Annotated in this window: 20 protein-coding genes and 3 pseudogenes; 5 read left to right on the forward strand and 18 right to left on the reverse strand. The window is 37.9% G+C overall.

Going from position 1 to position 22,399, the window contains the following annotated elements; all coding sequences use genetic code 11:
• Positions 1-35: 35 nt before the first annotated feature.
• From LACDD01_RS03020 to LACDD01_RS03065, 10 genes and pseudogenes are all read right to left on the reverse strand, one after another.
• Entirely contained in the window at positions 36-1,250 is a 1,215-nt protein-coding gene (locus LACDD01_RS03020; RefSeq protein WP_061413164.1) for an ArgE/DapE family deacylase, read from the reverse strand.
• Between the two features lie 104 nt (positions 1,251-1,354).
• Positions 1,355-2,848, reverse strand: a complete 1,494-nt coding sequence (locus LACDD01_RS03025; RefSeq protein ID WP_061413165.1) for a helix-turn-helix domain-containing protein — start codon at positions 2,846-2,848, stop codon at positions 1,355-1,357.
• Positions 2,849-2,920: 72 nt separating this feature from the next.
• Positions 2,921-3,325, reverse strand: coding sequence for an ArsC/Spx/MgsR family protein (locus LACDD01_RS03030; RefSeq protein WP_046401272.1), 405 nt, complete (start codon positions 3,323-3,325; stop codon positions 2,921-2,923).
• A gap of 100 nt (positions 3,326-3,425) precedes the next feature.
• Positions 3,426-4,304, reverse strand: a complete 879-nt coding sequence (locus LACDD01_RS03035) for a metallophosphoesterase (protein ID WP_061413166.1) — start codon at positions 4,302-4,304, stop codon at positions 3,426-3,428.
• Between the two features lie 83 nt (positions 4,305-4,387).
• On the reverse strand, positions 4,388-5,416 hold the full coding sequence (locus LACDD01_RS03040) for a DUF3048 domain-containing protein (RefSeq protein WP_061413167.1): 1,029 nt from the start codon (positions 5,414-5,416) through the stop codon (positions 4,388-4,390).
• 95 nt (positions 5,417-5,511) lie between these two features.
• Positions 5,512-6,663: a mannitol-1-phosphate 5-dehydrogenase gene (locus LACDD01_RS03045; RefSeq protein ID WP_061413168.1), complete on the reverse strand. Its 1,152-nt coding sequence runs from the start codon at positions 6,661-6,663 to the stop codon at positions 5,512-5,514.
• 109 nt (positions 6,664-6,772) lie between these two features.
• The gene (locus tag LACDD01_RS03050; protein ID WP_061413169.1) at positions 6,773-7,204 is read right to left on the reverse strand and encodes a PTS mannitol transporter subunit IIA; all 432 of its coding nucleotides are present in this window, start codon (positions 7,202-7,204) and stop codon (positions 6,773-6,775) included.
• 1 nt (position 7,205) lies between these two features.
• A pseudogene (locus LACDD01_RS03055) lies at positions 7,206-9,139 on the reverse strand (transcription antiterminator).
• A 24-nt stretch (positions 9,140-9,163) separates the two neighbouring features.
• Complete coding sequence (locus tag LACDD01_RS03060) at positions 9,164-10,993, reverse strand: PTS mannitol transporter subunit IIBC (RefSeq protein ID WP_061413170.1); 1,830 nt, start codon at positions 10,991-10,993, stop codon at positions 9,164-9,166.
• A 273-nt stretch (positions 10,994-11,266) separates the two neighbouring features.
• Positions 11,267-11,974 carry a GntR family transcriptional regulator gene (locus tag LACDD01_RS03065; protein WP_061413171.1) on the reverse strand — a complete coding sequence of 236 codons (708 nt, stop codon included), beginning with the start codon at positions 11,972-11,974 and terminating at the stop codon, positions 11,267-11,269.
• Between the two features lie 167 nt (positions 11,975-12,141).
• Here LACDD01_RS03065 and LACDD01_RS03070 point away from each other — a divergent pair, with 167 nt between their 5' ends.
• Positions 12,142-13,536, forward strand: coding sequence for a glycoside hydrolase family 1 protein (locus LACDD01_RS03070; RefSeq protein ID WP_061413172.1), 1,395 nt, complete (start codon positions 12,142-12,144; stop codon positions 13,534-13,536).
• A pseudogene (locus LACDD01_RS03075) lies at positions 13,536-14,848 on the forward strand (PTS sugar transporter subunit IIC). Before LACDD01_RS03070 ends, LACDD01_RS03075 begins: the two are co-directional and overlap by 1 nt.
• A gap of 66 nt (positions 14,849-14,914) precedes the next feature.
• Here the strand turns inward: LACDD01_RS03075 and LACDD01_RS03080 are convergent.
• The 5 genes from LACDD01_RS03080 to LACDD01_RS03100 all read right to left on the reverse strand — a co-directional run bounded on the left by LACDD01_RS03080 (position 14,915) and on the right by LACDD01_RS03100 (position 18,193).
• Entirely contained in the window at positions 14,915-15,337 is a 423-nt protein-coding gene (locus LACDD01_RS03080) for a gamma-glutamylcyclotransferase family protein (protein WP_061413173.1), read from the reverse strand.
• On the reverse strand, positions 15,331-15,972 hold the full coding sequence (pcp, locus tag LACDD01_RS03085) for a pyroglutamyl-peptidase I (protein ID WP_019293510.1): 642 nt from the start codon (positions 15,970-15,972) through the stop codon (positions 15,331-15,333). The genes LACDD01_RS03080 and pcp overlap by 7 nt, the downstream gene beginning before the upstream one ends.
• 18 nt (positions 15,973-15,990) lie before the next feature.
• Complete coding sequence (locus LACDD01_RS03090) at positions 15,991-16,923, reverse strand: DUF979 domain-containing protein (RefSeq protein ID WP_046401331.1); 933 nt, start codon at positions 16,921-16,923, stop codon at positions 15,991-15,993.
• A 3-nt stretch (positions 16,924-16,926) separates the two neighbouring features.
• Positions 16,927-17,601, reverse strand: a complete 675-nt coding sequence (locus tag LACDD01_RS03095) for a DUF969 domain-containing protein (RefSeq protein ID WP_017370240.1) — start codon at positions 17,599-17,601, stop codon at positions 16,927-16,929.
• 178 nt (positions 17,602-17,779) lie between these two features.
• The gene (locus LACDD01_RS03100) at positions 17,780-18,193 is read right to left on the reverse strand and encodes an Ohr family peroxiredoxin (RefSeq protein WP_061413174.1); all 414 of its coding nucleotides are present in this window, start codon (positions 18,191-18,193) and stop codon (positions 17,780-17,782) included.
• 109 nt (positions 18,194-18,302) lie between these two features.
• On the opposite strand from LACDD01_RS03100, the pseudogene LACDD01_RS03105 reads away from it, so the two are divergent.
• Positions 18,303-18,744, forward strand: a pseudogene (locus LACDD01_RS03105) (MarR family winged helix-turn-helix transcriptional regulator).
• A 45-nt stretch (positions 18,745-18,789) separates the two neighbouring features.
• Here LACDD01_RS03105 and LACDD01_RS03110 read toward each other — a convergent pair.
• The 3 genes from LACDD01_RS03110 to LACDD01_RS03120 form a co-directional block, all read right to left on the reverse strand.
• Positions 18,790-19,482, reverse strand: a complete 693-nt coding sequence (locus LACDD01_RS03110) for a type 1 glutamine amidotransferase domain-containing protein (protein ID WP_061413175.1) — start codon at positions 19,480-19,482, stop codon at positions 18,790-18,792.
• Positions 19,483-19,581: 99 nt separating this feature from the next.
• Positions 19,582-19,944, reverse strand: coding sequence for a DUF1304 domain-containing protein (locus LACDD01_RS03115; protein WP_019292534.1), 363 nt, complete (start codon positions 19,942-19,944; stop codon positions 19,582-19,584).
• 4 nt (positions 19,945-19,948) lie between these two features.
• Positions 19,949-20,239 carry a putative quinol monooxygenase gene (locus tag LACDD01_RS03120; protein ID WP_061413176.1) on the reverse strand — a complete coding sequence of 97 codons (291 nt, stop codon included), beginning with the start codon at positions 20,237-20,239 and terminating at the stop codon, positions 19,949-19,951.
• A gap of 251 nt (positions 20,240-20,490) precedes the next feature.
• Between LACDD01_RS03120 and LACDD01_RS03125 the strand changes: the two genes are divergently transcribed.
• Together LACDD01_RS03125 and LACDD01_RS03130 are read left to right on the forward strand one after the other, a co-directional pair.
• Complete coding sequence (locus tag LACDD01_RS03125) at positions 20,491-21,972, forward strand: ABC transporter permease (RefSeq protein WP_061413177.1); 1,482 nt, start codon at positions 20,491-20,493, stop codon at positions 21,970-21,972.
• Positions 21,973-21,986: 14 nt separating this feature from the next.
• A partial coding sequence (locus tag LACDD01_RS03130) for an ATP-binding cassette domain-containing protein (RefSeq protein WP_156468511.1) occupies positions 21,987-22,399 on the forward strand: 413 nt, incomplete at its 3' end.

Consider the following 22,399-nt stretch of genomic DNA (forward strand, 5'->3'; position numbering starts at 1 on the left):
TACTTGGCCAAAAGTGTTATCTCCTCCTATCCGTTTCAACTTGCAAAATATTTTTGAATCATGTTTTCATATATTTTGATAAAGTCTAAAAAGCTATCTATAAGGACATACTCGTCAACAGCATGCGCTGTAGCATTTCCGGGTCCACAAACCACAATATCAAGATTAGGATTAGCTCTTACAAACTGTGAGGCGTCTGTTCCACCAGATACACCAACTTGTGGTGCTTTCTGCTGCAGATGTTCTTCCAAAACTTCGGAAGTTACTTTTACTATTTTTGAGTCTGGGCTACTTTTGACAGGGGCAACATTTTCGGTGACCTCTAAAGATAACTCTACTGCTTGCTCACGATTACATTCATCAATCAGCGCTTGAATATCCGCAATCAATTTTTCATTAGACAATGCGGGAATGGTACGGATTTTCACACCCATACTCGCGTTGGCCGGAACAGTATTGATCTGTTCACCACCATTAATCAAAGTCACGACTGGAATAGTTGAACCTAAAAGATCATCTTCTTCTGTAAGCTTATCAAAATATGCTTTTTGTTTATCATAAAACTTAAGTAAACCTTCGATGGCATTTTGACCTAGCTCTGGCATTGAGCTATGTGCAGCCTTGCCTTTGGCATGTACCTTATAGTTGACGGAACCTTTATGGCCAATAAAGATGAGACGCATCTCCCCGTCGAACTTCGGAATATCGAGCGGAATAGTATCTTTCATTTGTTGCAATGTGGCGAAGTCTCCATCTGTTGGCTCACAGACAACTAAAGCTTCCATATCATCGGCATAACCAAGTTCTGCAAGCTGACCTGCTCCAAGTTCACCTTTTTCTTCACCCACAGTAGCGAGTAAGCGCACTGTCCCATTCAGAGGAACGCCACTTTCTTTGAGATTAATCATAGCTACAACGGCTGCAACGAGGCCAGACTTCATGTCTGTAGTACCACGTCCGTACATTTTTCCCTCTTCGGTTACAGTCGCACTTAAAGGCGGATATGTCCACTTACTCTCATCTCCTAAAGATACTGTATCTTCATGCCCATCAAAACCTATTACCGGACCATTACCGTTTCCAATCTCGGCAACCAGACTGGCGCGTCCCTCGCTGTAAGGAATTATCTTGGTTGCAATATCATGCTCTTGAAGTAACGCACGCAAATAGTTCGCCACTTCTTCTTCGTTACCATTGACTGAGTTGATTTGGACCACATCTTGTAATATTTTTATAGCATCTAAAACCATTTTAATACCTCTTATCGTCTTTTTTAATACTTCTAGCTTATCACTATAGGAAAAGATATTGGGGTAAAAAATGGCAGATGGGAAGCAACAAAAAAAGACGAATATTACTCGTCATTTTTGGTGATTAAAATATGTAGATAATCCTCAATGTCCTCGATTTCCCTTCGCGTGAGGAAAGGATGAACAAGGAATAACTGCACTGGTTTTTTCAAATTACTATGCTCACCCATAGCGCTTGTCGAAATAACGATATCTACATTTTGTTCTGGTTCTGATAGACTTGTGATTATTTTTAAATTATAAAGATGACCAAATTGATTAAAAATTTGCCGGATTAACAATTTTTCTAGCATCTCGGACAAATCAGTATCAATGAAGAGCGTGATTTCTTTTTCCTGAAACTGGACGGGCATAAAGAAGGATAAAGCCAGTATATACTCGCCAATCAAGTATTCTTCATTTAAAAAGAGTGTGAGTCCACTTTCTTGATATAGCTCAGCAAGGAGTTTTTTCAAAGACTGGCGCATGACTGGGAAAAAGTAAGACGAAACGTTAATTGCATGGTGCCCAGACTCTGAGAAAATGATGTTTGAGAATAGGTCCGCATGCAAATGACAGGGATAAATATACCGCAAGAACAATCTTCTTTTCTCTTCGGAGAGTTTCCCTGTGTGTGTTTCCATTTTTTGCACCAAACGTTCTGTAGCTTCAAAGGCGGGTGTCCCTTCAAGAACACTCCAAAAATCGGGTGCCTTATGCTCAAGACTATTGTAAATTTTGCTCTTAGTCATGGCTTCAATCAGTAAAAAGTCCACTTCATGTTTAGGAAAACCATAATTTTTATAAAATAAAGCGTAAATATCCGTCTTATCATCAATCCATTCACAAATCGAACGATATTTCTCCCAGCCTTCTTCCAAGTTTACTGAAAAGCCGCGTTGATATCTGCTAAAATTTATGGCAAACATATAGGCAATTTGATAAGCTGTAAACTGATTCATCTGTAAGTCTATCTCAAGGCTTATTTGCGAAATCAAGTTAATGATTTTTTCTTTATTAACTCCTGAAAAAGGCCACTCATCGCCTCGGTAAAGGCGCCAAAAGAGAATATTTAACATTCCTCTGACTTGTTGTTCATCCCCTTGAAAAAGATACTGTTTTTTTCTGGTTACAACCTTCACACCTAGATTGGCCATCATTTGATTGGCACTTGCGATGCGCTTTTTAATCAAAGATTCGCTGACAAAGTTCTCCATAGCCAAACGTTCCAGATTTGCATCTTTATTTAAAGCAATCGAAAAGAGAATCTTATAAATAATGATATTTTCGATGAGTTTCTGGCGAAATTTTCGATAATCACGCGCATCCTTAATTTCTAAAAGGTTTCCCCGCCCTTTTAATATTTTGAGATTGAGATTGTCAGAGTCAAAAGATCTTATCTCATGAAGTAAACTATTAATCAAACTGGTCGTACGTTTTGTACTGATCCCCAAAGTTTTTGCCATTTCTTCGGCATCAATCCAGTCGCCCTTCTCTTTCATAAGTTCCAAAAGTTTGAGTTCCAAACTCACACTATCTTCTATCGCAGTTATTTTCATTATAAATGTCCCTTACTTTTTTGAATGCCCTATCTCCTTATTATAACTCTAAATTTGTAAACATTACAGTTTTTAATCGCGCAGATAACGTGGAATGAACTTCCTCATTTCGACTTCATTATATCCTACCAACATCTTATTTTTACCAATAATAATGGGTGTAATCAAACATTCTGGATGCTCAGTGACGAAAGCAAGAGCTTCTTTAAAAGTTAATTTATTGAGTCCCATTAGGGCTTTCAAGGTCTTCTTTGAAGATGTTCGTGATTTTTTAGTAATTTCTGCAAAACCACCTTCAGATAGAGATAAAATTTCCAGTAAATCCGTTTCTGATATTTTTTCAATTCGGACATATTTTGCTTCTATCCCATAGTTCTGAAACCATGAATTTGCTTTTTGACTGGCGGTACAAGGTTTGCGGTAGTATACTCTAATCAAGGCTTCACCTACAATTCTTTCCGTTTCATGTATAGACAACTCTTCTATTTTATAATATTTAAAGCTGCAAAATAGTCATTTTACAGGAGATGGCAAAGCTCTTTTTGTAACAAAAAAAGAGAGTAGACCCTCTTTTCTTTTATATATAAATGGTGAACTGGGTTACCTCAGGTATAACTCCAAAACGCGCGTGAATCGATGTGGTTCCTATCCCTGTATTGACATACAGTTGTGTAATGGCATCAAGCTGGTATAAGCCCCGTGTATACTTCTCAGCCAGAACATTTTTTATCGGATAGAAGGGAATCCAGACCTGACCACCGTGACTGTGACCCGCTAAAACTAGCTGTGTATCTGTACCGATAAAAGCATCCGCGACATCCGGTTCATGTGTCATCGTGATGGCATAGTCATAGTTTTGACGGTAAGCAAGCGTATCGGATACCGAAGGATTTCCTAAAAGAGAATCGTCGAGTCCACCTAAGAAAACTTGGCGACCATCGCTCAATGTTAGAGTTTCTCCCTGATTTCTTAGCACGGTAAATCCACCCGCCGACATAACATCTTCATAAACGCGGACAGCACCGCCACCATAATCATGATTGCCCCAAACGGCATACTTCCCAATATTTGCCTTAAAAGCTTTTAATTTTTCAATCATTGGTGCCATTTGTTCTGGATACTTGGAGTAATTATCAAACAAATCTCCTGTAAACAAAAGAATATCTGGGTTTTGGGCATTAACCTTCTCAATCACCTTATCTAAACGATTTGTTTCAAAGTACTCGGAAACCTGCAAATCAGAGATTTGCACAACGTTTAGTGGTGTCCGCTCATTTTTCTTTCCCAGCTCGACATGATTGACATGCACAAGGAAGGGCTCAACTTTCCAAGCATAGAAAGGCAGAGCAACGATAAGCAATATAAATACGCTTATGATAGATAAGAGGATACGCTTCGTTTTCTTTTTAGTTTTTTTACTTGTTCTTGGAGGTGTTTTTGTTTTTGGGTTTTGCATAGTGTTTTATTATAGCATAAAAGAGTGTTACGTTTGTAGACACTCTTTTATATCTTTTTATTTAAATATTAATAATTGTTATACTACTCCCAAACAACTTCACGACTATTATCAACTGCCGTTATCCAAGTTTGACCTGACTTGAGCGGGATTTTGTTTCCTTGATCGTCGGTGAAGCTGATATTTGTTTGTGCATTTGGTTTGGCCCAATTTCCTTCCTGGACTTTGCCGTTTTGGAAAATATACGCCTTTCCTGTGCCAGTCGTTTCGATGTCCATGTGATTACCGTCTGCGGATAGTTTTTGATTGACCATGATTGCAATAACTACATCTGGTGAAATTTGACCCTTTTCTCGGTCTTGATGTGCTTCACCACCTTGGAAACGTTGATAGGTCTTGCTGGCTGTATCATAATGATAGCTGACTTCAAAAATACCGGTAGAGACTGGAAGTCTGATAGCTTGAGCAGCTGGCAGGTCACTTTCTGTTTTATCTGACTTGAGTGCTTGTCTATCCCAGCTTTGGAAATCAGATTTCTCCTTATCCAGCTTGGCCATATATTTGTCCAAACCATTCATTTTCGTATACATATTATGTGGTGCCACGCGGTCCTCAGAACGCCAGAAGATACCCTCAGGTGCTTTGAATTGATCTAAGTCTGCGACATAATCACCCGACTTAACCATGTTCAAAGCTAACTCTGAGCCACCCACGTGAGCTAAGCCAGCATCAAAACCTGCTGCCCACTCCACAAAGTAAGGACGAATAGAACGCACAGGGCCAATCAAATCAGGCTGTGCTTCCTGATAAAGGGCAACAAAGCGTGTAATGCCTCCTTCAGCGACAGCTTCAAAAACTACTCCCGCATCTTTAAGACCAGACTGTGGACGCGCTTCTGTTGAATTTTCCACCATCACGGCAGTTATCGGGCGTTTTGCCTTATCAGCAGTTGTTTCAAGGCCTGTAAGTTCTGAGCGTACAGGACCTGATTTTTCCTCTTGTTTTACTTCTTCTTTTGCCGTTTTTGGAGCAAAGACCTTCGTCTGCCAAAGGAAGAGCCCAACTGCACCAACTAAAAGGGCGATGATGATAGCGATTACTTTTTTCTTCATAGTTTTATTATATCAGAAAAGTCCTTTCTTTCACCATTTTAGTCTTCTAAGTAAGTTAAAAGCCTCATCAAAACGTAACTTTTTTCAAGGGAAATTCACTTCATATATTTTTTCGCACTAGCCTCAATCTCCATAATCAAGGTCTCATCTGTAAGACTTGTGACTTCACGAATGACTGCGTTAAGCCCTTTTTCTTCTAATGCTTCTCGCAAAGCCACAGCTTCTTTATCGTTTTCGTCTTTGTAGGCAAATATTTTCCCCACAACTGCCAAATGGCTTTGATAAGATAAACCGCGTTCAGAAAGTTCACGGATTGGGCGGATAAAGCGTTCATCGTAGCCTAGCTTACGCATTGGAGTTCGTGCTACACGGCTTATCTCATCCACAATCTCTGTGTTTGAGAAGCGCTCAATAATCGTTTCGTGATATGCTTTCAACTCTTCCTCAGTAAAGTCCCATTTGGCTAAGAGCAACTGGCGTGTTTCAGCTTGAACATCTTTAAGTGAGGCTAATACTTCATTGTTTTGCAAGGCTTCTAAAATCGTTTGGTAACCATAGTATGCACCTGTATAAGCCACTGTGGCATGACCGCTGTTGACAGAGAAGAGTTTACGTTCAATATATGGTTCCAAATCTCCGGCATAATGAACACCTTCAAGCTTTAGTTCGCTGTTTTTCAGTTGACTTTCGTCCACAACCCACTCACGGAAGGGTTCAACGACAACATAGAGCGAATCTTCATGGGATTGATTGGGAACGATACGGTCGACTGCCGCATTGGGAAAGCCGATTTTTGAATTTACAAATTCTAAATCAGCTGGTGTTAAATATTCTTTGACCTTCTCAAAAAGAAATTCAGAGCCCCCAATCATATTTTCACAAGCAAGGATGTCTAATGGTTTTTGATTTCCTTGGGCTTTACGCTTTTGAATGCCTTTAGCAATCAGTTCCGCAATAAAAGAAAGTATGTTGGGCCCAATGGCTGTAGTAACGATATCGACCTCTGCGATAGCCTCAACAACTGCTTCAGGGTTCTGCGCATTGTTAATGCCCGAAACACTATGCACTTGAATTTTTTCATGCGATTGCTCTGCCAGCTCAATCGTATATTTTCCTTCCTCATTTAAAGCGTTGATGATTTTTTCATTAACATCTACAAAGGCAATTTCAAAACCGTTCTTATATAAGATTTCTCCGATAAAACCACGTCCGATATTCCCTGCGCCAAAATGTACTGCTTTTTTCATTTGTATTTACCTTCATTTCTTCTTTTTACTCCTTCATTGTAATCGTTTTCTTTCCGCTACTAAATAAAAATCTTGGCACTTTTTACTGTGCCAAGATTTTTGAGATTATCTAGTTTTCAAAGTATGCTGCGATTTCATCAACAGTTTGTGCATCTGCGATTTTAACGACATTATCGACATCAGCGCAGAAAAGCGAGATTTTTTGGATAAGCTCCAAATGCTCGTCTCCCACACCCGCTATTCCAAATAAAACAGTCGCCACTTTGCGTTCTTCTGCATTACCAAAGTTTATGCCCCGAGGAACTTGCACAATACATATGCCGGTTTTTTTAACTTCTTTTTTTGCTTCATCTGTGCCGTGAGGGATGGCGATAAAATTCCCCATATATACAGAAAGTTCCTCGTTGCGTTGAACCATAGCTGGAATATACGCTGCGGTCACACAGCCTGCATCATGAAGCAAGGAACCACAATATTCAATCGCTTCTTCTTTTGTTTCAAAATGCTTATTTAGTTTTATCAGATTTCTTTGAATTCTCATTTTATTCTCCATATTTTTGGATTGATTCAGTCATAATCGTTTTTAAGAGCTCTTCGACAACTTCTTGATTACCGGAATCATAAATTTTCGTATACAGTTTATTTTCGATGATTGAGCTCGATATTCTTCCCAGGAGATATGTCGTATAATGGTCAACTTCTGGAGGTGCTAATAACAAGAGAACACGATTAACGCTTATTTTCTCTTGGTTCATAGCAATTACTTCTATGTGCTCCTCTAGATCATATATTTTGAAAAGCGGATACGGCACTGTTCCATGGAGACCATGAAGCAGTGCAATATTTGTATCCGGAATGGCCAAATGTGTCGCCTCGAAACGTTCTAACAAGAGCCGAGCCAATCCTTCTTTTTCTGAAAAACCCAAGCGCTGTACAATAAGTTCAATAACTGCTTGCAAATGGGCGGGTTTTCTAAAGTTTCCAGAGAAAATTGTTCTAATAAAGTATTACTTATACTAAATAACCTGCTTAGATCTACTGTATGTCGAGGCTCTTCTTCTCTATTTTCTTTCCTTGCCTCTTGTTGAATTACACGCAATTGGTGACGAATATCATCGGTATTTTTCTGATCCAATATACGACTCACATAAATATAATTCAACTCTTTTTCTGTTGTAAATACTACATCATAGTGCTCCAGATCCGGTATTTCAGACAATTGGATAATATCGATACGCTTCAAAAAGGGGAAATTTTTCTTTAAGTGACTGATCAAAAATTCACAAGAGATTCGCCCCCGACTTGTCACAATAGCCGCTGTTAAGGGAAGAACCAAATCACTTCGTTCAAGAGTCGCTACGAAATGCAAAGTTACAAAAGCTGTATCTGTGCTGGAGAATTTCCGTGAAAATACTTTCGGCAGAACATCCTGCACCACTTTAAAAACTTTTTTGTTATCCGCTTCAATCTTTTTGATAAACTTATTTTCTTTTTCGGAGGAAAGATCCGGTAAAATTTCTGTTTCTTTTAGATGAGCATAAAGAAGGCCATAGAGTTTATCGTCTTTGATAAAAGCAATATCCATTTTTTGTGAAACTTCACTGATCAGTTGGCGTACTTTATACGAAAACTGACTGTCAAATTTTTCCATAAAAAGAACTTCACGACCAAAACCAAAGTAAAGCACATCATAGATACTGGCTAGATATACAATCTCTGCGAGACTAAAAGATGTTCCCCCTAGCTCTTGGATAATTTCCCTTACAAAGGCAATTGCTTCTTTACTTGGTTTACGCCAAAGTCCAGATGAAATTGTCTTTCCTTGGTTAATCCTTAGCAGTGTTATGCCAAGGAAAAATTGCATCAAAACCTTACTTTTATCGACCGCTTTTATCTCGACATTTTTTTCAAAGATTGCTTTTGCTGTCTCTAAAAACTGTGTTTCCAAAAATGAAGAAATTTTACCTTCCGCAAAATCGCCATTCAATGCTTCACTGATACTCATCGAGTCATTTAATATCGAAACCAAGACCGAACGAATTTTTTCTTCTCTTCCTGTAATCCAAATTTCGTCATCTTGATGTAAAAAGAGTTCATTTTCTTCACAAATTTTATCTAAATGTTTCAAATCCGAAATAACAGTGGGCAAACTTACTGCAAAACGTTCTGCTAATTCTTCAAGAGAATGATGCTTCGTGACTAAAAGAACAATCTCAGCTTTTTGTCTTTCTTGAGGCGAAAATTCCTTGAGCTCCTGAAGTTGCTCTAATCGGGCAAGATTTCCTTCTAAATAATAGCCTTCTGTTGAAGTACGTAAATAAATACCCATATTAGGCAAAGTCAGTTGAAATTTATCTAAATCCCGATAAATTGTTCTTCTGCTGGCTCCAGTCGCTTCCATCATATCTGCAACGGTCAGGGTTTCCTTCACTAAAAATTCTTGGATGATTTGTTGTTCACGTTGTGTTACTAACACGAGGTTTCCCCCTTTACTTTTGGTTTATAACTTGTTCAAACGTGCGACAAGTTGATCATATCTTGGTGTTGTAATCAGACTTTCAACTTCTAGATATTGAGCATTAGGCGCAACTCTTTTAGCACGATGGGTAAACTCTTCTGTAGTTACAATCATGATGTTTGTTGCATTGAAAGCTGCTAAACCTAAAAACTCTACATCTGAAATCGGAAGCTGAATGCCATTCATCTTAAAGATGGCACCTAATGTTTCTTTCCCCATCGTTGCGGAACCGATATGCTCACCATCATGAGCAAAGACAACCTCATCGATTTGATTCAAATCTATTTCTTCTTCTACTGTTGGACTGTTCGTTAAGGTTACCGGTTCACTTTTAGATGGCTCTGAAGCCTGTGTTTGAGACAATTGGGAAATAATCTCATCGTATTTTGGTGAATTTAAAAAGTTGGAAACAGAATATCGAATTGCATCTGGTGACATTGTCGCCGCACGAGCAGCTAATTCTTCTTGTGTGACAACGATAGTATCTGGCCCTGCTTTCAGATTAGCAATAGCAATATTTGTAACATCTTGTGGCAAACCAGCTTTATTAACTTTGTTTCTTAGGATGGATGCGCCCATCGCAGATGAACCCATACCCGCATCACAAGCAAAAATGACATGTTTAACCGCTGAAAAATCAACTGCTTTGTGAGATGGAGCAAGTTGCCCTTTGGCAACAGCCTTTGCTTCCGAAACATTGGCTTGTGCTTCTTCAAGTGCTGAGTCATCAACCATTGACTTGTCACGTTTCAAAATGAAGGACGCAACAAGGAAGGAAACACCTGCAGCTACAAGAATACCGGCCCAAACACTAAGAATATTTCCCAAGCCTCCTGCAGCCTTACCAGAAGCCATTCCTGTGATGGCAATAATTGAACCTGGAGACGCTGGTGCTTGAAGACCTGCCCCTAAGAAATTGTTTGTCAAAGTACCTGATACACCACCAGCAATTACTGCGAAAAACAGAGCTGGTTTCATCATCACGTATGGGAAATAAATTTCGTGAATACCACCAATAAATTGAATAATCATCGCACCTGGTGCTGTAGCTTTTGCTGAACCTTTACCAAAGAGCCAAAAGGCAATCAAAATACCAAGACCTGGTCCAGGGTTTGCTTCGAGTAAAAACAACAGTGACTTTCCTTGTTCACTGGCTTGTTGGATACCCAAAGGCGTCAAAATACCTTGGTTAATGGCATTATTTAAAAATAGAATTTTAGCAGGTTCAATAAAGACATTTGCTAAAGGAATAAGGTGGTTGGAAACAAGGAAATCAACTCCTTGCCCCATAATATCTGTTAAAGCTGCAACTAATGGACCAACTACTTTTACAGCAAATAATGAAATACCAAAACCGACAAGACCGGCTGAAAAATTGTTAATCAACATCTCAAGCCCTGCTTTGATATGAGGTTGCACGACTTGGTCGAATTTTTTAATCAGCCAAGCTCCAAGAGGACCTAAAATCATAGCACCTAAAATCATCGGAACATTGCCGTTTTCATTAAGACCGCCCATCGTAGTTGTTGCTGTGGCGACAATCGAACCAAATGTGGCAATTGCACCAACAACACCTCCGCGGTGATCATAGATATTCTTACCGCCTGTATAACCAATCATGACTGGAATAAGAAAGACAAGCATTGGGCCAACCATAGCAGCAAAAGTATTGTTTGGTGTGAAACCATCTGGGATAAAGAACATCGTGAGAACACCCCAAGCAATTAAGATTGGAATGTTAGGCATAACCATATTTGAGAGTGCTGTTCCAAGTTTCTGAACCCGCACTTTAAGACTAGTTTTTTCTTTCATTACAACTCCTTATAAGATAATTAATATTGTATATTTAGATTGTAAACGCTTTCGATTATGTTTCATAAAAAAACCTTGGCACTTTTTATTGTGTCAGGGTTTTTATTGTGTGTTTTATTTTTGTATTGAACTGAGAATTAAGATTTTCAATTAGTATTTCTCACTTATATTTGCATTGGAATTTTTTGTATACGTTTTCCAAAAGAAGTATAACATAATAATCCTATGTTTACCATTTAATTCACTCTTGTTGATGGATCATTTAGGAATTCACTATGATTCGTTACTCAAATTTACTTCTGAAGTTATCTCAATACTATTGTGTAAAAATCGCGTATGAGAATACTCAAAATGGCGACCATCTAATAAATAAGCAACCTGTTCAATTTCAAAAATAGCTCCCTCAGAAGTAGCATTAAGATACTTCATGTCATAGTGGTCAACTGTATCTGCTCGAAAAATTCTCACTCCCTTATCAATTTTCAAACCTAACTTTTTCTGTATATACTCGTAAATAGAATTCTCTAAAACTTCGTAAGTAACTCCGGGTATAAGGGAAACGGGCATTATGGTGTATTCTAATTCCTTAGGGCGTTCTCCAATCATTCTTAAGCGTATAATTTCATAAATTTCTTCATTGCTTTTGAGTTTTAATTTCTCTTTTTCCAAATTGTCGCAAGGACGGATATCGAAGGATACTACTTTGCTATACGCACTTTTGGGAAAAAGCTTAGACAAAGGTAACATTTCACTTAAATGTTGTCGAACAAAGTAAGCAGATGTAACATAACTCCCCTTACCTTTGATACTTTCAATAATTCCTTCATACTGCAATAATTTAAAGGCTTCTGACACTGTGACACGACTAGTGTTAAATTCTTCAGCAAATTCCTCTTGTCGAGGAATTTTACTGCCAACTGGATATTCCCCTATTGCTATCTTTTCTTTGATATGTTTTACAATCTTGATATACTTCCTCATACAATTTCTCCTCTCTTATGTAAACATTTTACTTTACAAAGCTATTTACAACTTTATTTTATTTATTATAATAAAAATGTAGGCGTTTACAAAAAACTTTTGAAAATGAATCTATCTTAAAAGTCATTTCTTATAAGATAGATCAATTACATGTATAGGAGATATTTATGGTACAAACAAACTTTTTTTGGGGCAATTCCGTGTCCAGTATGCAAACAGAAGGTGGCTGGGATCAAGGTGGAAAATCTTTATCAGTTTATGATATTGTAGAAGCTACTGAAACAAGTTCTGACTGGCATTTTGCTAATGACAACTATAACAACTTTGAAGAGGATTTTGACTTTATACAGGATTTAGGGATGAATATGTATCGTTTCCAAATTTCTTGGTCACGCGTTGTTATTGATGGAGATGGTGCATTCAATGAAGAAGGCATTGCTTATTATGATCGTCTTATTGATGCTCTCATTTCACGCGGTATTGAGCCTATGATTTGTCTTTATCATTTCGATATGCCCTTAAAGTTAGCAAAAGAATACAATGGTTTTGTCAGTAAACACGTCAAGGATGCCTTCATCCGTTTTGGTAAAGAAATGGTCGACCGCTTTGCACACAAAGTCAAATATTGGTTAACTTTCAACGAGCAAAACATCTTCCATTTTAACGAAAGTTTTAAAATCGCTGGATATTTAGGCGAAAAATCTACTGAAGCTCTTTATCAAATCTTTCATAATGTTATGGTTTGTCATGCAGAAATTGCTAATCATATCCATGCAACAACTGATGCAGAAATCGGTGGTATGCTAGCCTACAGTGAATTTTACCCTGCTACTTCTAAACCGGACGATATCAAAGTTGCCCGTGAATGGGACGAATTTGTGAATTACACTCTGATGGATTGTTATGTTCATGGGCGTTATTCTAAAATGCAAGATGCTTTTGTTAAAAATAGCAAGATCAATATGAATATCTTAGCTGGTGAAATGGAAAGTATTCAAAACCATAAGAACGATTGGATTGCCTTTTCTTATTATGCTTCTTCAACTTTAAGTGCTGAGACTATTCCAGAAGGAACTGCTCCCAACTTCTATGCTGATTTTGGTAAAACCCTTAACCCACATATCCCAGCAACTGAGTGGCAATGGCAGATTGATCCGCTTGGTTTTAGAGATGTGATGAACAAGATGTACCAACGCTACCATGTTCCACTCTTTCCTATCGAAAACGGAATTGGTGTACAAGAGGAATGGGATGGTAAAACCCCAATCCAAGATGATTACCGTATTGAGTTCCATGAAGCACATATCAAGGCTATGTTTGATGCCATGTATCTGGATGGCGTTGAATGTTTAGGTTATCTAGGCTGGGGACTCATCGATATTTTAAGCTCCCAAGGTGATATGCGCAAGCGTTACGGACTTGTTTATGTAAATCGTACCAACCATGATTTACGAGACATGAAGCGGGTTCCTAAAAAATCTTACAACTGGTTTAAAGAAGTTATCCGTACCAATGGTCAAAATATTTATCCTGCTAAAGAAAATATAGGAGGAGAGGACTGATGACAGAAGAAAAGCAAAGTTTTGTTGAAAAATTCACCATGTTTTCAGCACGATTAGGAAATCAAGTTCATTTACGTTCTTTACGTGATGCTTTTACAACCATTATGCCTATGTTCATCATGGCTGGACTTGCAGTTCTTGCCAACAATGTTATCTTTCCTCGGATTTTTTCTGGTAATACTCTAGAAAAATTTCAAGTCTTTGGTAATGTTGTAACTAATGGAACCCTCAATATTGCAAGCATACTCGCTGCTGCAGCTATTGCCTTTTTCTTGGCTAAAAACAAAATTTTGAAAATCCTATTGGTGCCGTACCTATTGCCTTAACAGTTCTAACTGTGATGATGGCGATGAACTATTCTTTAATTCCAGATGGAGCTGAGGAAGCTGTGTCCATCACAGGTATTCTTCCTTATTCAGCTTTAGGAACTCAAGGAATGTTTGCTGGGATTATTGTTGGTCTACTATCAACAGAGCTTTATATGAGATTAGCCAATAATAAACATTTACAAATAAACCTTGGTGATCAAGTGCCTTATGCTGTGGGAAAAGCCTTTTCTACACTTATTCCCACAATAATTACGGTAACTGTTTTTGGTATTCTTAGTGCTATCATGATATCCGTATTTAATACCGATATGATTTCTGTCATTTCACAGGGAATCCAAGAGCCATTACGTGCGGTTAACACATCACTCCCTGGCTATCTTTTGATTTATTCTTTCGGGAATTTCCTCTTTGGTATTGGGATACATCAGTCTGTTATCAATGCGGTTCTAACAGAACCTTTCATGTTAGTTAATATGAATGAAAATATGGCAGCTGTCCAAGCTGGACAAGCAGCTCCTCACATACTTAACACTAATTTTCAGACAGTCTATGCTCAAATGGGCGGAACAGGCGCAACAATTTCTCTATTAATTGCTGTCTTCTTCTTCGTCAAGTTCAAACCATATCGAGATGTTTCAAAATTAGGACTTGCCCCTGGTCTCTTCAATATAAATGAACCTATTATTTTTGGGATGCCTATTGTCTTTAATTTGCCTATGATTATCCCATTTGTCTTAAATCCAATTATTGGGGCGCTTATTGGTTATTTTGCAACCGCTATCGGCTTCGTAGCTCCACTAGCTTACTTGGTTCCATGGACCACACCTCCACTCATTTCAGGATTTATAGGTTCAGGTGGTGATATTAAAGTAGTTCTTGTGCAGATTATTATTCTTATAATTGGTGTAGCTATTTATTTGCCTTTCCTCAAAATTTCTGAACGAGTAGCACGCATACAAGCCGAAAATGAGCTTATCGAATAAAAGATATTTTATAAGTTTTCTTTATATAGCTAAAACAAAAACAAGAAGCCCAACGACTTCTTGTTTTTATTCAACCGTCTGCAACATATATTCCAACCAGTCTCCTGAGTCAACAGGTACTAACTGATCATTGGAATTAAGACTTGCATTTGGATTATAGTGATAATAGTAAACTTCTTCCGTTTGGCCGTTACTGAGAGAGGCTGTGGTACTTCGACGGAGGTACTCACTGCTTTCTGGACTTTCTGGGTTAAAATTTTCCATACCATCGAGTGTTCGAATACTTTTTGAGAAGTCATAAAAGGTAAAAACTTCTCCTATTATTTCTGAATCACCGTCAAAGATTGCGGGATAACCCTTATTTTCAATATGAAAGAGATTGCCCTTAATTTTTGCTGGTGTACTTTCCAGAACCTCACCTTTTAAATATTTTTCATAGTTAAACATGTCTGTACGTAAGCTACCGTATACAAAAACTTTCTTTAACATATTTCCCCACCAATAACACGTAAATCTTCAGAATAGCGCGTGCATGCTTCTAAGGCAACTTCAATCCCTTTAACAATCTCGTCCAATGACATATAAGGTGTATCTTTTTTATCAATTACTTGTGATGTAGCATAAGGAATATGAATGAAACCAGCTTTAACTTCGGGATATTTTTTCTCTAAGAGGTAACGCACACCATAGAAAACATGGTTGCATACAAAGGTACCGGCTGTGTTAGACAAGGTTCCAGGAATGCCAGCTTTATTTAATTCGCTAACCATTGCTTTAACTGGCAATGTAGAGAAATATGCTGGAGCACCATCTTCTTTTACGGGCTCATCGACAGGCTGATTGCCTTCATTATCTGGAATTCTGAAATCATCCACATTAATGGCGACACGTTCTGGCGTAATCGCAAAGCGTCCACCGGCTTGGCCAATATTTACAACCACATCTGGATGATGTTTTTCAATAGCTTCTTCAATTTTTTCGAGTGATTTATAACGTACAGTCGGAATAATCAACTTAATAATCTCAGCACCGTTGATTTCTGATGCAACACGTTTCACAGCTTCTTCAGCTGGATTGAGTGCTTCACCACCAAATGGATCAAAACCTGTTAACAAAATTTTCATAATAGAATAATCTCCTTTTTAAAATGCGATAAAGTACATTACGAGAATGTGCAGAACGATAAGCGTAAGTGAAACTGGCGCTTGTACCTTGATCACTTTATTCTCATCTTTCATCTCAAGCAGGGCAGCGGGCACGATATTAAAGTTGGCTGCCATTGGGGTTAGTAAAGTACCACAATATCCTGCAGTCAGTGCTAATGCCCCAGCAATTACGGGATTTGCTCCTTGGGCAAGGACAAACGGAATCCCAATACCCGCTGTGATGACAGAGAAAGCCGCAAAAGCATTCCCCATGATCATCGTGAAAATCACCATGCCAAGAACATAAGCAACTACGCCGAGCAAGCGGTTATCCGCAGGGACAATACCTGTGATCCCTTGCGAGATAACTTCACCAACACCTGCGGTTGTAAAGAGTGCACCTAAGGCAACCAGCAATTGTGGTAAAATCGCAACCGGCCCCATTGAATCAAAGAGGCGTGCGCCATCCTCCACGGATTCTGTCACTTTTGCTTTTGTCATTATCAATGCAAACACTAAGGCAACAACCGAAGCTACACCGATAGCAAAGAGTGAAGCATTGGTAAATTTACCTAAAGCCATCGCAATGCCAACAGCTACAAATGCCAGAATAAAGGAAGGAATAAAGATTTTATTCTTCAAGACTTTAGACTGTTTTTCGCCAAAGCTGTCGTCCAAAGCTTTATATTTCCCAAAGGTCACTTGCTTAGTTAGTGTAAGTAAACTGCTTAAAACAATAAAGAGTCCTACAAGCCAGGCTGGGATAAGTGCACCAAAAATAAATGGTATAGCAATTAAAATCCAAAAAAGAGCCGTTCCGAAACGTTTGCTTCCCTGTATTGTAGTTAAAGCTTTATAGGCCATATAAATCATGAGTAAACCCATAAGGACATAAAAAATATTTAATGAAACGTCAATAAAAGCTTGCATGGTTTATTTTACCTCTTTCTTTCCAAATTTTCGAAGAAGTTTTCTGTCATACAGTACAAACTGGATAGCTGTCACTAGAAAGGCAAGGACAGCCATGATAATACTGGCAACTGCTACGTCTACGGCTGAAACATCATAGTTAAAACTTGACATAGTTGAAGTAATCAAGAGAACACCGGCGCTCCCTGCAAAGAGATTTTGCCCAAAGAAGTTACCATAGTTTTCTGCTGCGGCAGAAATTGCCTTAATATCATCGTCTTCAGACTCCACATCACCAAATTTACTCACTGCGGCAGCTTTGGCCATCGGCTGAATGAGTGGTCGAACAAACTGTGGATGACCACTAATACGAATAGACATTGCGCCTGCAATAAAACGAATAAAAACATAAACAAGGGCAATACGACCTGTTGTAAGTGACTGGATACGGCCAATAAGATCTACTGCACGTTGGCGAAGTCCATTACGTTCCAAAACACCGATAACTGGAAGAGTCAAAACAAAAAGCGAAACCATACGGTTATCGACAAAAGATTGACCTAAAATAGTTAGAATCTCCTGAATACTCAAACCTGCAACCAGGCCTGTAGAAATCCCAGCGACAACAACAACAAATAAGGTCTCTATCTTGAAAACAAAACCAATCAAGACAATCAAGACACCTATGAGTTTAATCATAAAATAATTCCTCCTAGAATATATATATCAGACAATTATACACTATTTGTCTATTATGCACAATTTATAATTGGATAATATTTTATGTTATTGTATAAACAAATAGAGATAGCTCGTAGCTATCTCTATCTCTATTTATATTATTCCCTGATACTTATTCTACCAGTATTTCTCAGTTTTAAAAAATATCAATCGTAACTTCAATATTACCTTTTGTCGCACGAGAATAAGGACAGGTTTCATGGGCCGTTTCTAACAATTCTTTTGCTTCCTCAAAGCTCACACCGTCTATATGTCCTACGATATCAACACCTAAAACAACGTCAGGTACTGCGCCTTGACTTAAGTTATAGAGAGATACAGTTACTTCTATAGTTGATTCTCCATCAACATTTCTTGATTTTTTGACATAGTCTAAAGCACTATTAAAACAAGCGCTATACCCCGCTGCGAATAACTGTTCTGGATTTGTCGCATCCACAGCTTTACTTCCTGGCGCTGCGATGTCTAATTTAAAGCTATTATCGGGAGAGTGGACTTCACCATTACGGCCACCTGTATTTATCATTTTTGTTGAAAATATTTTTTGCATTACCTTACCTCTTTTTATTTTTTATTGCGCACAATTTAATTTTACTAAATATAATTGAATTTGACAAATATATGAAATCAGTTATAATAAAAATATTTGGGAGGACACCATGAGTAATTCGATTTTAAACAAGGAACTTTGTTTTCAACTATACATTGCTTCTAAAGAAATTATCAAACAGTACAAGCCGTATTTAAAAAAGTATGACTTAACATACACAAGCTTTATTGCTTTGCTGGCATTAGAAGATGACATGACCGTGAATGAGTTGGGGGAAGAATTATACTTAGATTCTGGTACCTTAAGTCCTTTATTAAAGAAACTGGAACAAAAAGGATATCTTGTTCGAAAACGTTCGCGTTCGGATGAGCGTATTGTCAAACTATTTTTAAGTGAAGATGGAAAAAAACTCAAAAAAAATGCTTCCTGCTATTTCCCTACAAGTTGGACAAGAACTTGCCGGACAATCTGATGAAATTAATTATAATAGTTTGATTATGCAACTCTCTCAACTTAATAACATCATGAAAAATATGAAACTAGAACCATAACACTCTTATTTTTCAAACTAAAAAAGAAGGTAGACCCTTCTTTTTTTAGTGGTTTAATTTACGTAACTCAGCTACAAGCAATTCAGCTACTTTTTGGGGAGATTGAGGATTTTGTCCAGTAATTATTCGCCCATCTCTAATAGCATACTCTTTGAAAGCTGCGGCTTTTTTGTATCGCGCTCCACGTTGATTTAACTCGGTTTCGGTTAAGAACGGAACAGCAGTTGTTGTTCCGTTAAGCTCTTCTTCTTCGTTTGTAAATCCGGTAACGACTTTATCTTTTATAAGGTATTGCCCCTCTTCATCTTTCAAGTTCAAAAGACCAGCTGCACCATGACAAACAGACGTTATAAATCCGCCCGCATAATAAATTGCTTCAGCAACTTTCATCAACTCTTTATCTTCCGGATAATCCCACAGTACACCATGGCCACCTGTAAAATATATAGCACCATAATCCTGAGGATTTAAATCCGTTATTTTTTTCGTGTTGGAAAGAGCAGCTTCCCTAAAACTTCTTTCTGTATACCATTTCCAATCGATTTCGTTCGCATATTTAAAACTTTCAGGATCAAGGGGAACATAGCCACCTTTTGGACTTGCAAAGTCAACTTCATAACCTGCAGAGATTATTTCATCATAAAAATGAGTTGTCTCGCCCAACCAGAGCCCTGTAGCTCTATTTGTCTTATCATATTTGGGCGTATTTGTTTCTATGATTAATATTTTTTTCGTCATTTTTTTCTTTCCTTTCCAGTTTGGGCTCACTTATACCTTCTTATAAAGCTTAGAAATTCTTATAAAGACTATTGTTCAGTATTGAATTACTTTATCTATTTATAAGAAAATAATACTGAGTAAAGTTAAGATGGCTAAACCACCTTGTTTAAAAATAATGAAGCGGTCGCTCGTGAGGCTCCCATACAGCGCAACTAAAATAATATATACCAAGAAGACACTCAATAATTCAATGCGTGCGGCAGAAACAAACAGTGCATAAAGTATCCCTATACCAATCAAGCCGTTGTATACGCCTTGATTTTTAAACAGTACTTGGACGTTTTTGTTTTGTAAATCCTCGCTGGTCATTTTGAACACTCTAGCTGTTGCATCAGAAGTCGTTTTTACCGTTTCTAAATAGGTAATATAAAAGAATTCTATGGCGACCAAGACTCCTAAAATAGTTGTTATGACTGACATAAGCTTATTTTACCCCCTTCTCTACAATTTGCAATTCCGGCTTTTTAACACTATACTTACTGATATTTTGCGCGAAAGCTAGCAGCAAAGGATTGGTGTTGTGTTTTTCGATTGTTTCTAAGGAAGCCCAGTTTTCAATCATCACAAACTCATTTGTTGAAAGCACTGCTTCGTATAAATCGTAAGTTAAACATCCTTCTTCTTGTCTGGAAGAAGCAATCAGTTCCTCTGTATCTCTTAAAAATTCTTCTCTTTTTTCGTCTTTGATAAAAAATTTAGCATTAACAATAATCAAATGTCCATCCTCTTTCTGTGACTTTTATTCTTTTCCACAATAATTGACTAATCAATTATTGACTGATCAATAATACTCTATTTTCTAATTAATTTCAAGAATATTGACTTAAACTCTCTACTCAAAGTTACTAACGCATCTCTTTTTTACAATAAAATGTTTCTTAAGTTTCGCTTATGTATCGTTTAACTAATTTTTAAGTAAATAAGCATACAATTTGTTTTATTAATTTAGACAAAGGAGAATCTCATTTGGATTTTATAAGACGTGCCTGGCTTTTTACTAAAGCCAAACTATCACGAACCCTTCTACTTATTGTGGCCTTTTCAACTATACTTATTTTTGTTCTTTCGGGTTTGGTTATTCATACAGCTTCTAACCGTTCCATCGAAAATGCGAAGAAGAGTGCCGGAGCGACTGTTACACTCTCCATTAATCGTTCTGCAATGATGGAAAATTTTTCTAAGAATGATTCAACAGAGAAAACGAACAAGTCCGATATGCCTGACATTACTCAAACAGATGCTGAAAAAATAGCGAAACTTTCTGGAGTAAAATCCTACTCGTATACAAAACAAGCTACAGCAAATGCCGAAAGCAATATCGAAGCAATCAGTCAATCTGACACCTCAGAAAATAATGATAAACAAGGAGCTGTCTTTATGGCAGGGCCGGAAATGAGCGGAAGTACTCCCGGTGATTTCAAAATCGTTGGTACAAACGACTTGCTCGCCTCTTCAGAGTTTTCGGGCGGGACAAATAAAATAACCTCTGGACGCGCGATTCAATCCTCTGATGAAGGAACGAATAATGTTGTCATTGAAGAGAGCTTGGCTAAACAGAACAACCTCAAAGTAAACTCAACATTTACCCTCAAAGATAGTAATGATAAAACTTACAAAATGACTGTTGTAGGACTTTACAAATCAGGTTCAACAGAAAATGATTTGGCCGCAGACTTTAGCTTTATGAACCCAGCCAATCAGATATACACTGCTTTGAGTGTGCCAAACCAAATCGATGGTAAAACAGGAACGCTTGGAAGTGCAATCTTTAATCTGGAAAACCCAGAAGATTCAGAGAAGTTTGTCAAAGAAGCTACCAAGCTTATCGATACAGATAAATTTGAAGTACAGTCTAATGATGCTATTTACCAACAAATGCTACAACCTCTGAACAATATCAGCAGTTTTTCTAAAAATATTGTTATCCTTGTGACACTTGCAGGTGCCATCATCCTTGCGCTTATCGTCATGCTCATGGTGCGAGAACGCCGCTTTGAAATTGGTGTCTTGATGAGCTTAGGCGAGTCAAAAGGAAAAATTGTGGCGCAATTCTTTACTGAACTGTTTATGATAATGGTCGTTTCTATCGGTATAGCCTCAGCTACTGGTAACTTTGTGGGCAATGCCGTCGGTCAACAGTTACTTAACCAAGAAACTCAAACCAGTCAAACCAATCAACCTACGCAAATAAATGGTACTCAAAGACAAGACGATGGACCTCAGACAGAAAAAGGAAGTCCTAATGCTCAACCTGGCGGAATGCGTACGGCGATTGGGATGGGACAAAATAATGAACAGCTCAAGGCCATAAATGAGCTCGAAATTAAAACAAATCCTCAACAAATCGCGATTTTAGCAGCTCTTGCACTCTTGATTACGCTTGTGGCCGTTGGTTTAGCAGCAATTGGTATTTTACGCTTAAACCCTAAACAAGTGCTGACAAATTAAAGAAGGAGGACATTATGACAGTATTAAACATTGAAAATTTGACTTACTACTATAACCATCCTGAAGATTACCTCTTTCAAGATGTCACAGAAACTTTTGAAGCAGGCATTATGTACAGTATTCTCGGCCAATCTGGAAGTGGAAAAACAACACTACTCTCTCTTCTAGCAGGTTTAGATATGCCCAAGTCTGGACAGATTAAACTTAATGGAGACGAGATAAAAGCAAATCAGCTCACCAATTATCGTAAGAACATCGTTTCTACCATTTTTCAAGCTTATAATTTATTAACCTATATGTCAGCTTTTGAAAATGTAAAAACAGCGCTCAGGATCTCAAAAGTATCCTTTGCCAATGAAAAGCAGTCAATTATTGATAGCTTGGAAAAAGTTGGTTTGACAGAGGACTTAATATACAAGCCTGTAAG

Source organism: Lactococcus sp. DD01 (assembly GCF_001578715.1).
Classification (GTDB): domain Bacteria; phylum Bacillota; class Bacilli; order Lactobacillales; family Streptococcaceae; genus Lactococcus; species Lactococcus petauri.

What these genes read in the sequence shown, in the direction of transcription:
- LACDD01_RS03020 (WP_061413164.1), bottom strand. Translation starts at nt 1,250, where the DNA reads ATGGTTTTAGATGCTATAAAAATATTACAAGATGTGGTCCAAATCAAC.
- LACDD01_RS03025 (WP_061413165.1), bottom strand. Translation starts at nt 2,848, where the DNA reads ATGAAAATAACTGCGATAGAAGATAGTGTGAGTTTGGAACTCAAACTT.
- LACDD01_RS03035 (WP_061413166.1), bottom strand. Translation starts at nt 4,304, where the DNA reads ATGCAAAACCCAAAAACAAAAACACCTCCAAGAACAAGTAAAAAAACT.
- LACDD01_RS03040 (WP_061413167.1), bottom strand. Translation starts at nt 5,416, where the DNA reads ATGAAGAAAAAAGTAATCGCTATCATCATCGCCCTTTTAGTTGGTGCA.
- LACDD01_RS03045 (WP_061413168.1), bottom strand. Translation starts at nt 6,663, where the DNA reads ATGAAAAAAGCAGTACATTTTGGCGCAGGGAATATCGGACGTGGTTTT.
- LACDD01_RS03050 (WP_061413169.1), bottom strand. Translation starts at nt 7,204, where the DNA reads ATGAGAATTCAAAGAAATCTGATAAAACTAAATAAGCATTTTGAAACA.
- LACDD01_RS03060 (WP_061413170.1), bottom strand. Translation starts at nt 10,993, where the DNA reads ATGAAAGAAAAAACTAGTCTTAAAGTGCGGGTTCAGAAACTTGGAACA.
- LACDD01_RS03065 (WP_061413171.1), bottom strand. Translation starts at nt 11,974, where the DNA reads ATGAGGAAGTATATCAAGATTGTAAAACATATCAAAGAAAAGATAGCA.
- LACDD01_RS03070 (WP_061413172.1), top strand. Translation starts at nt 12,142, where the DNA reads ATGGTACAAACAAACTTTTTTTGGGGCAATTCCGTGTCCAGTATGCAA.
- LACDD01_RS03080 (WP_061413173.1), bottom strand. Translation starts at nt 15,337, where the DNA reads ATGTTAAAGAAAGTTTTTGTATACGGTAGCTTACGTACAGACATGTTT.
- pcp (WP_019293510.1), bottom strand. Translation starts at nt 15,972, where the DNA reads ATGAAAATTTTGTTAACAGGTTTTGATCCATTTGGTGGTGAAGCACTC.
- LACDD01_RS03090 (WP_046401331.1), bottom strand. Translation starts at nt 16,923, where the DNA reads ATGCAAGCTTTTATTGACGTTTCATTAAATATTTTTTATGTCCTTATG.
- LACDD01_RS03095 (WP_017370240.1), bottom strand. Translation starts at nt 17,601, where the DNA reads ATGATTAAACTCATAGGTGTCTTGATTGTCTTGATTGGTTTTGTTTTC.
- LACDD01_RS03100 (WP_061413174.1), bottom strand. Translation starts at nt 18,193, where the DNA reads ATGCAAAAAATATTTTCAACAAAAATGATAAATACAGGTGGCCGTAAT.
- LACDD01_RS03110 (WP_061413175.1), bottom strand. Translation starts at nt 19,482, where the DNA reads ATGACGAAAAAAATATTAATCATAGAAACAAATACGCCCAAATATGAT.
- LACDD01_RS03115 (WP_019292534.1), bottom strand. Translation starts at nt 19,944, where the DNA reads ATGTCAGTCATAACAACTATTTTAGGAGTCTTGGTCGCCATAGAATTC.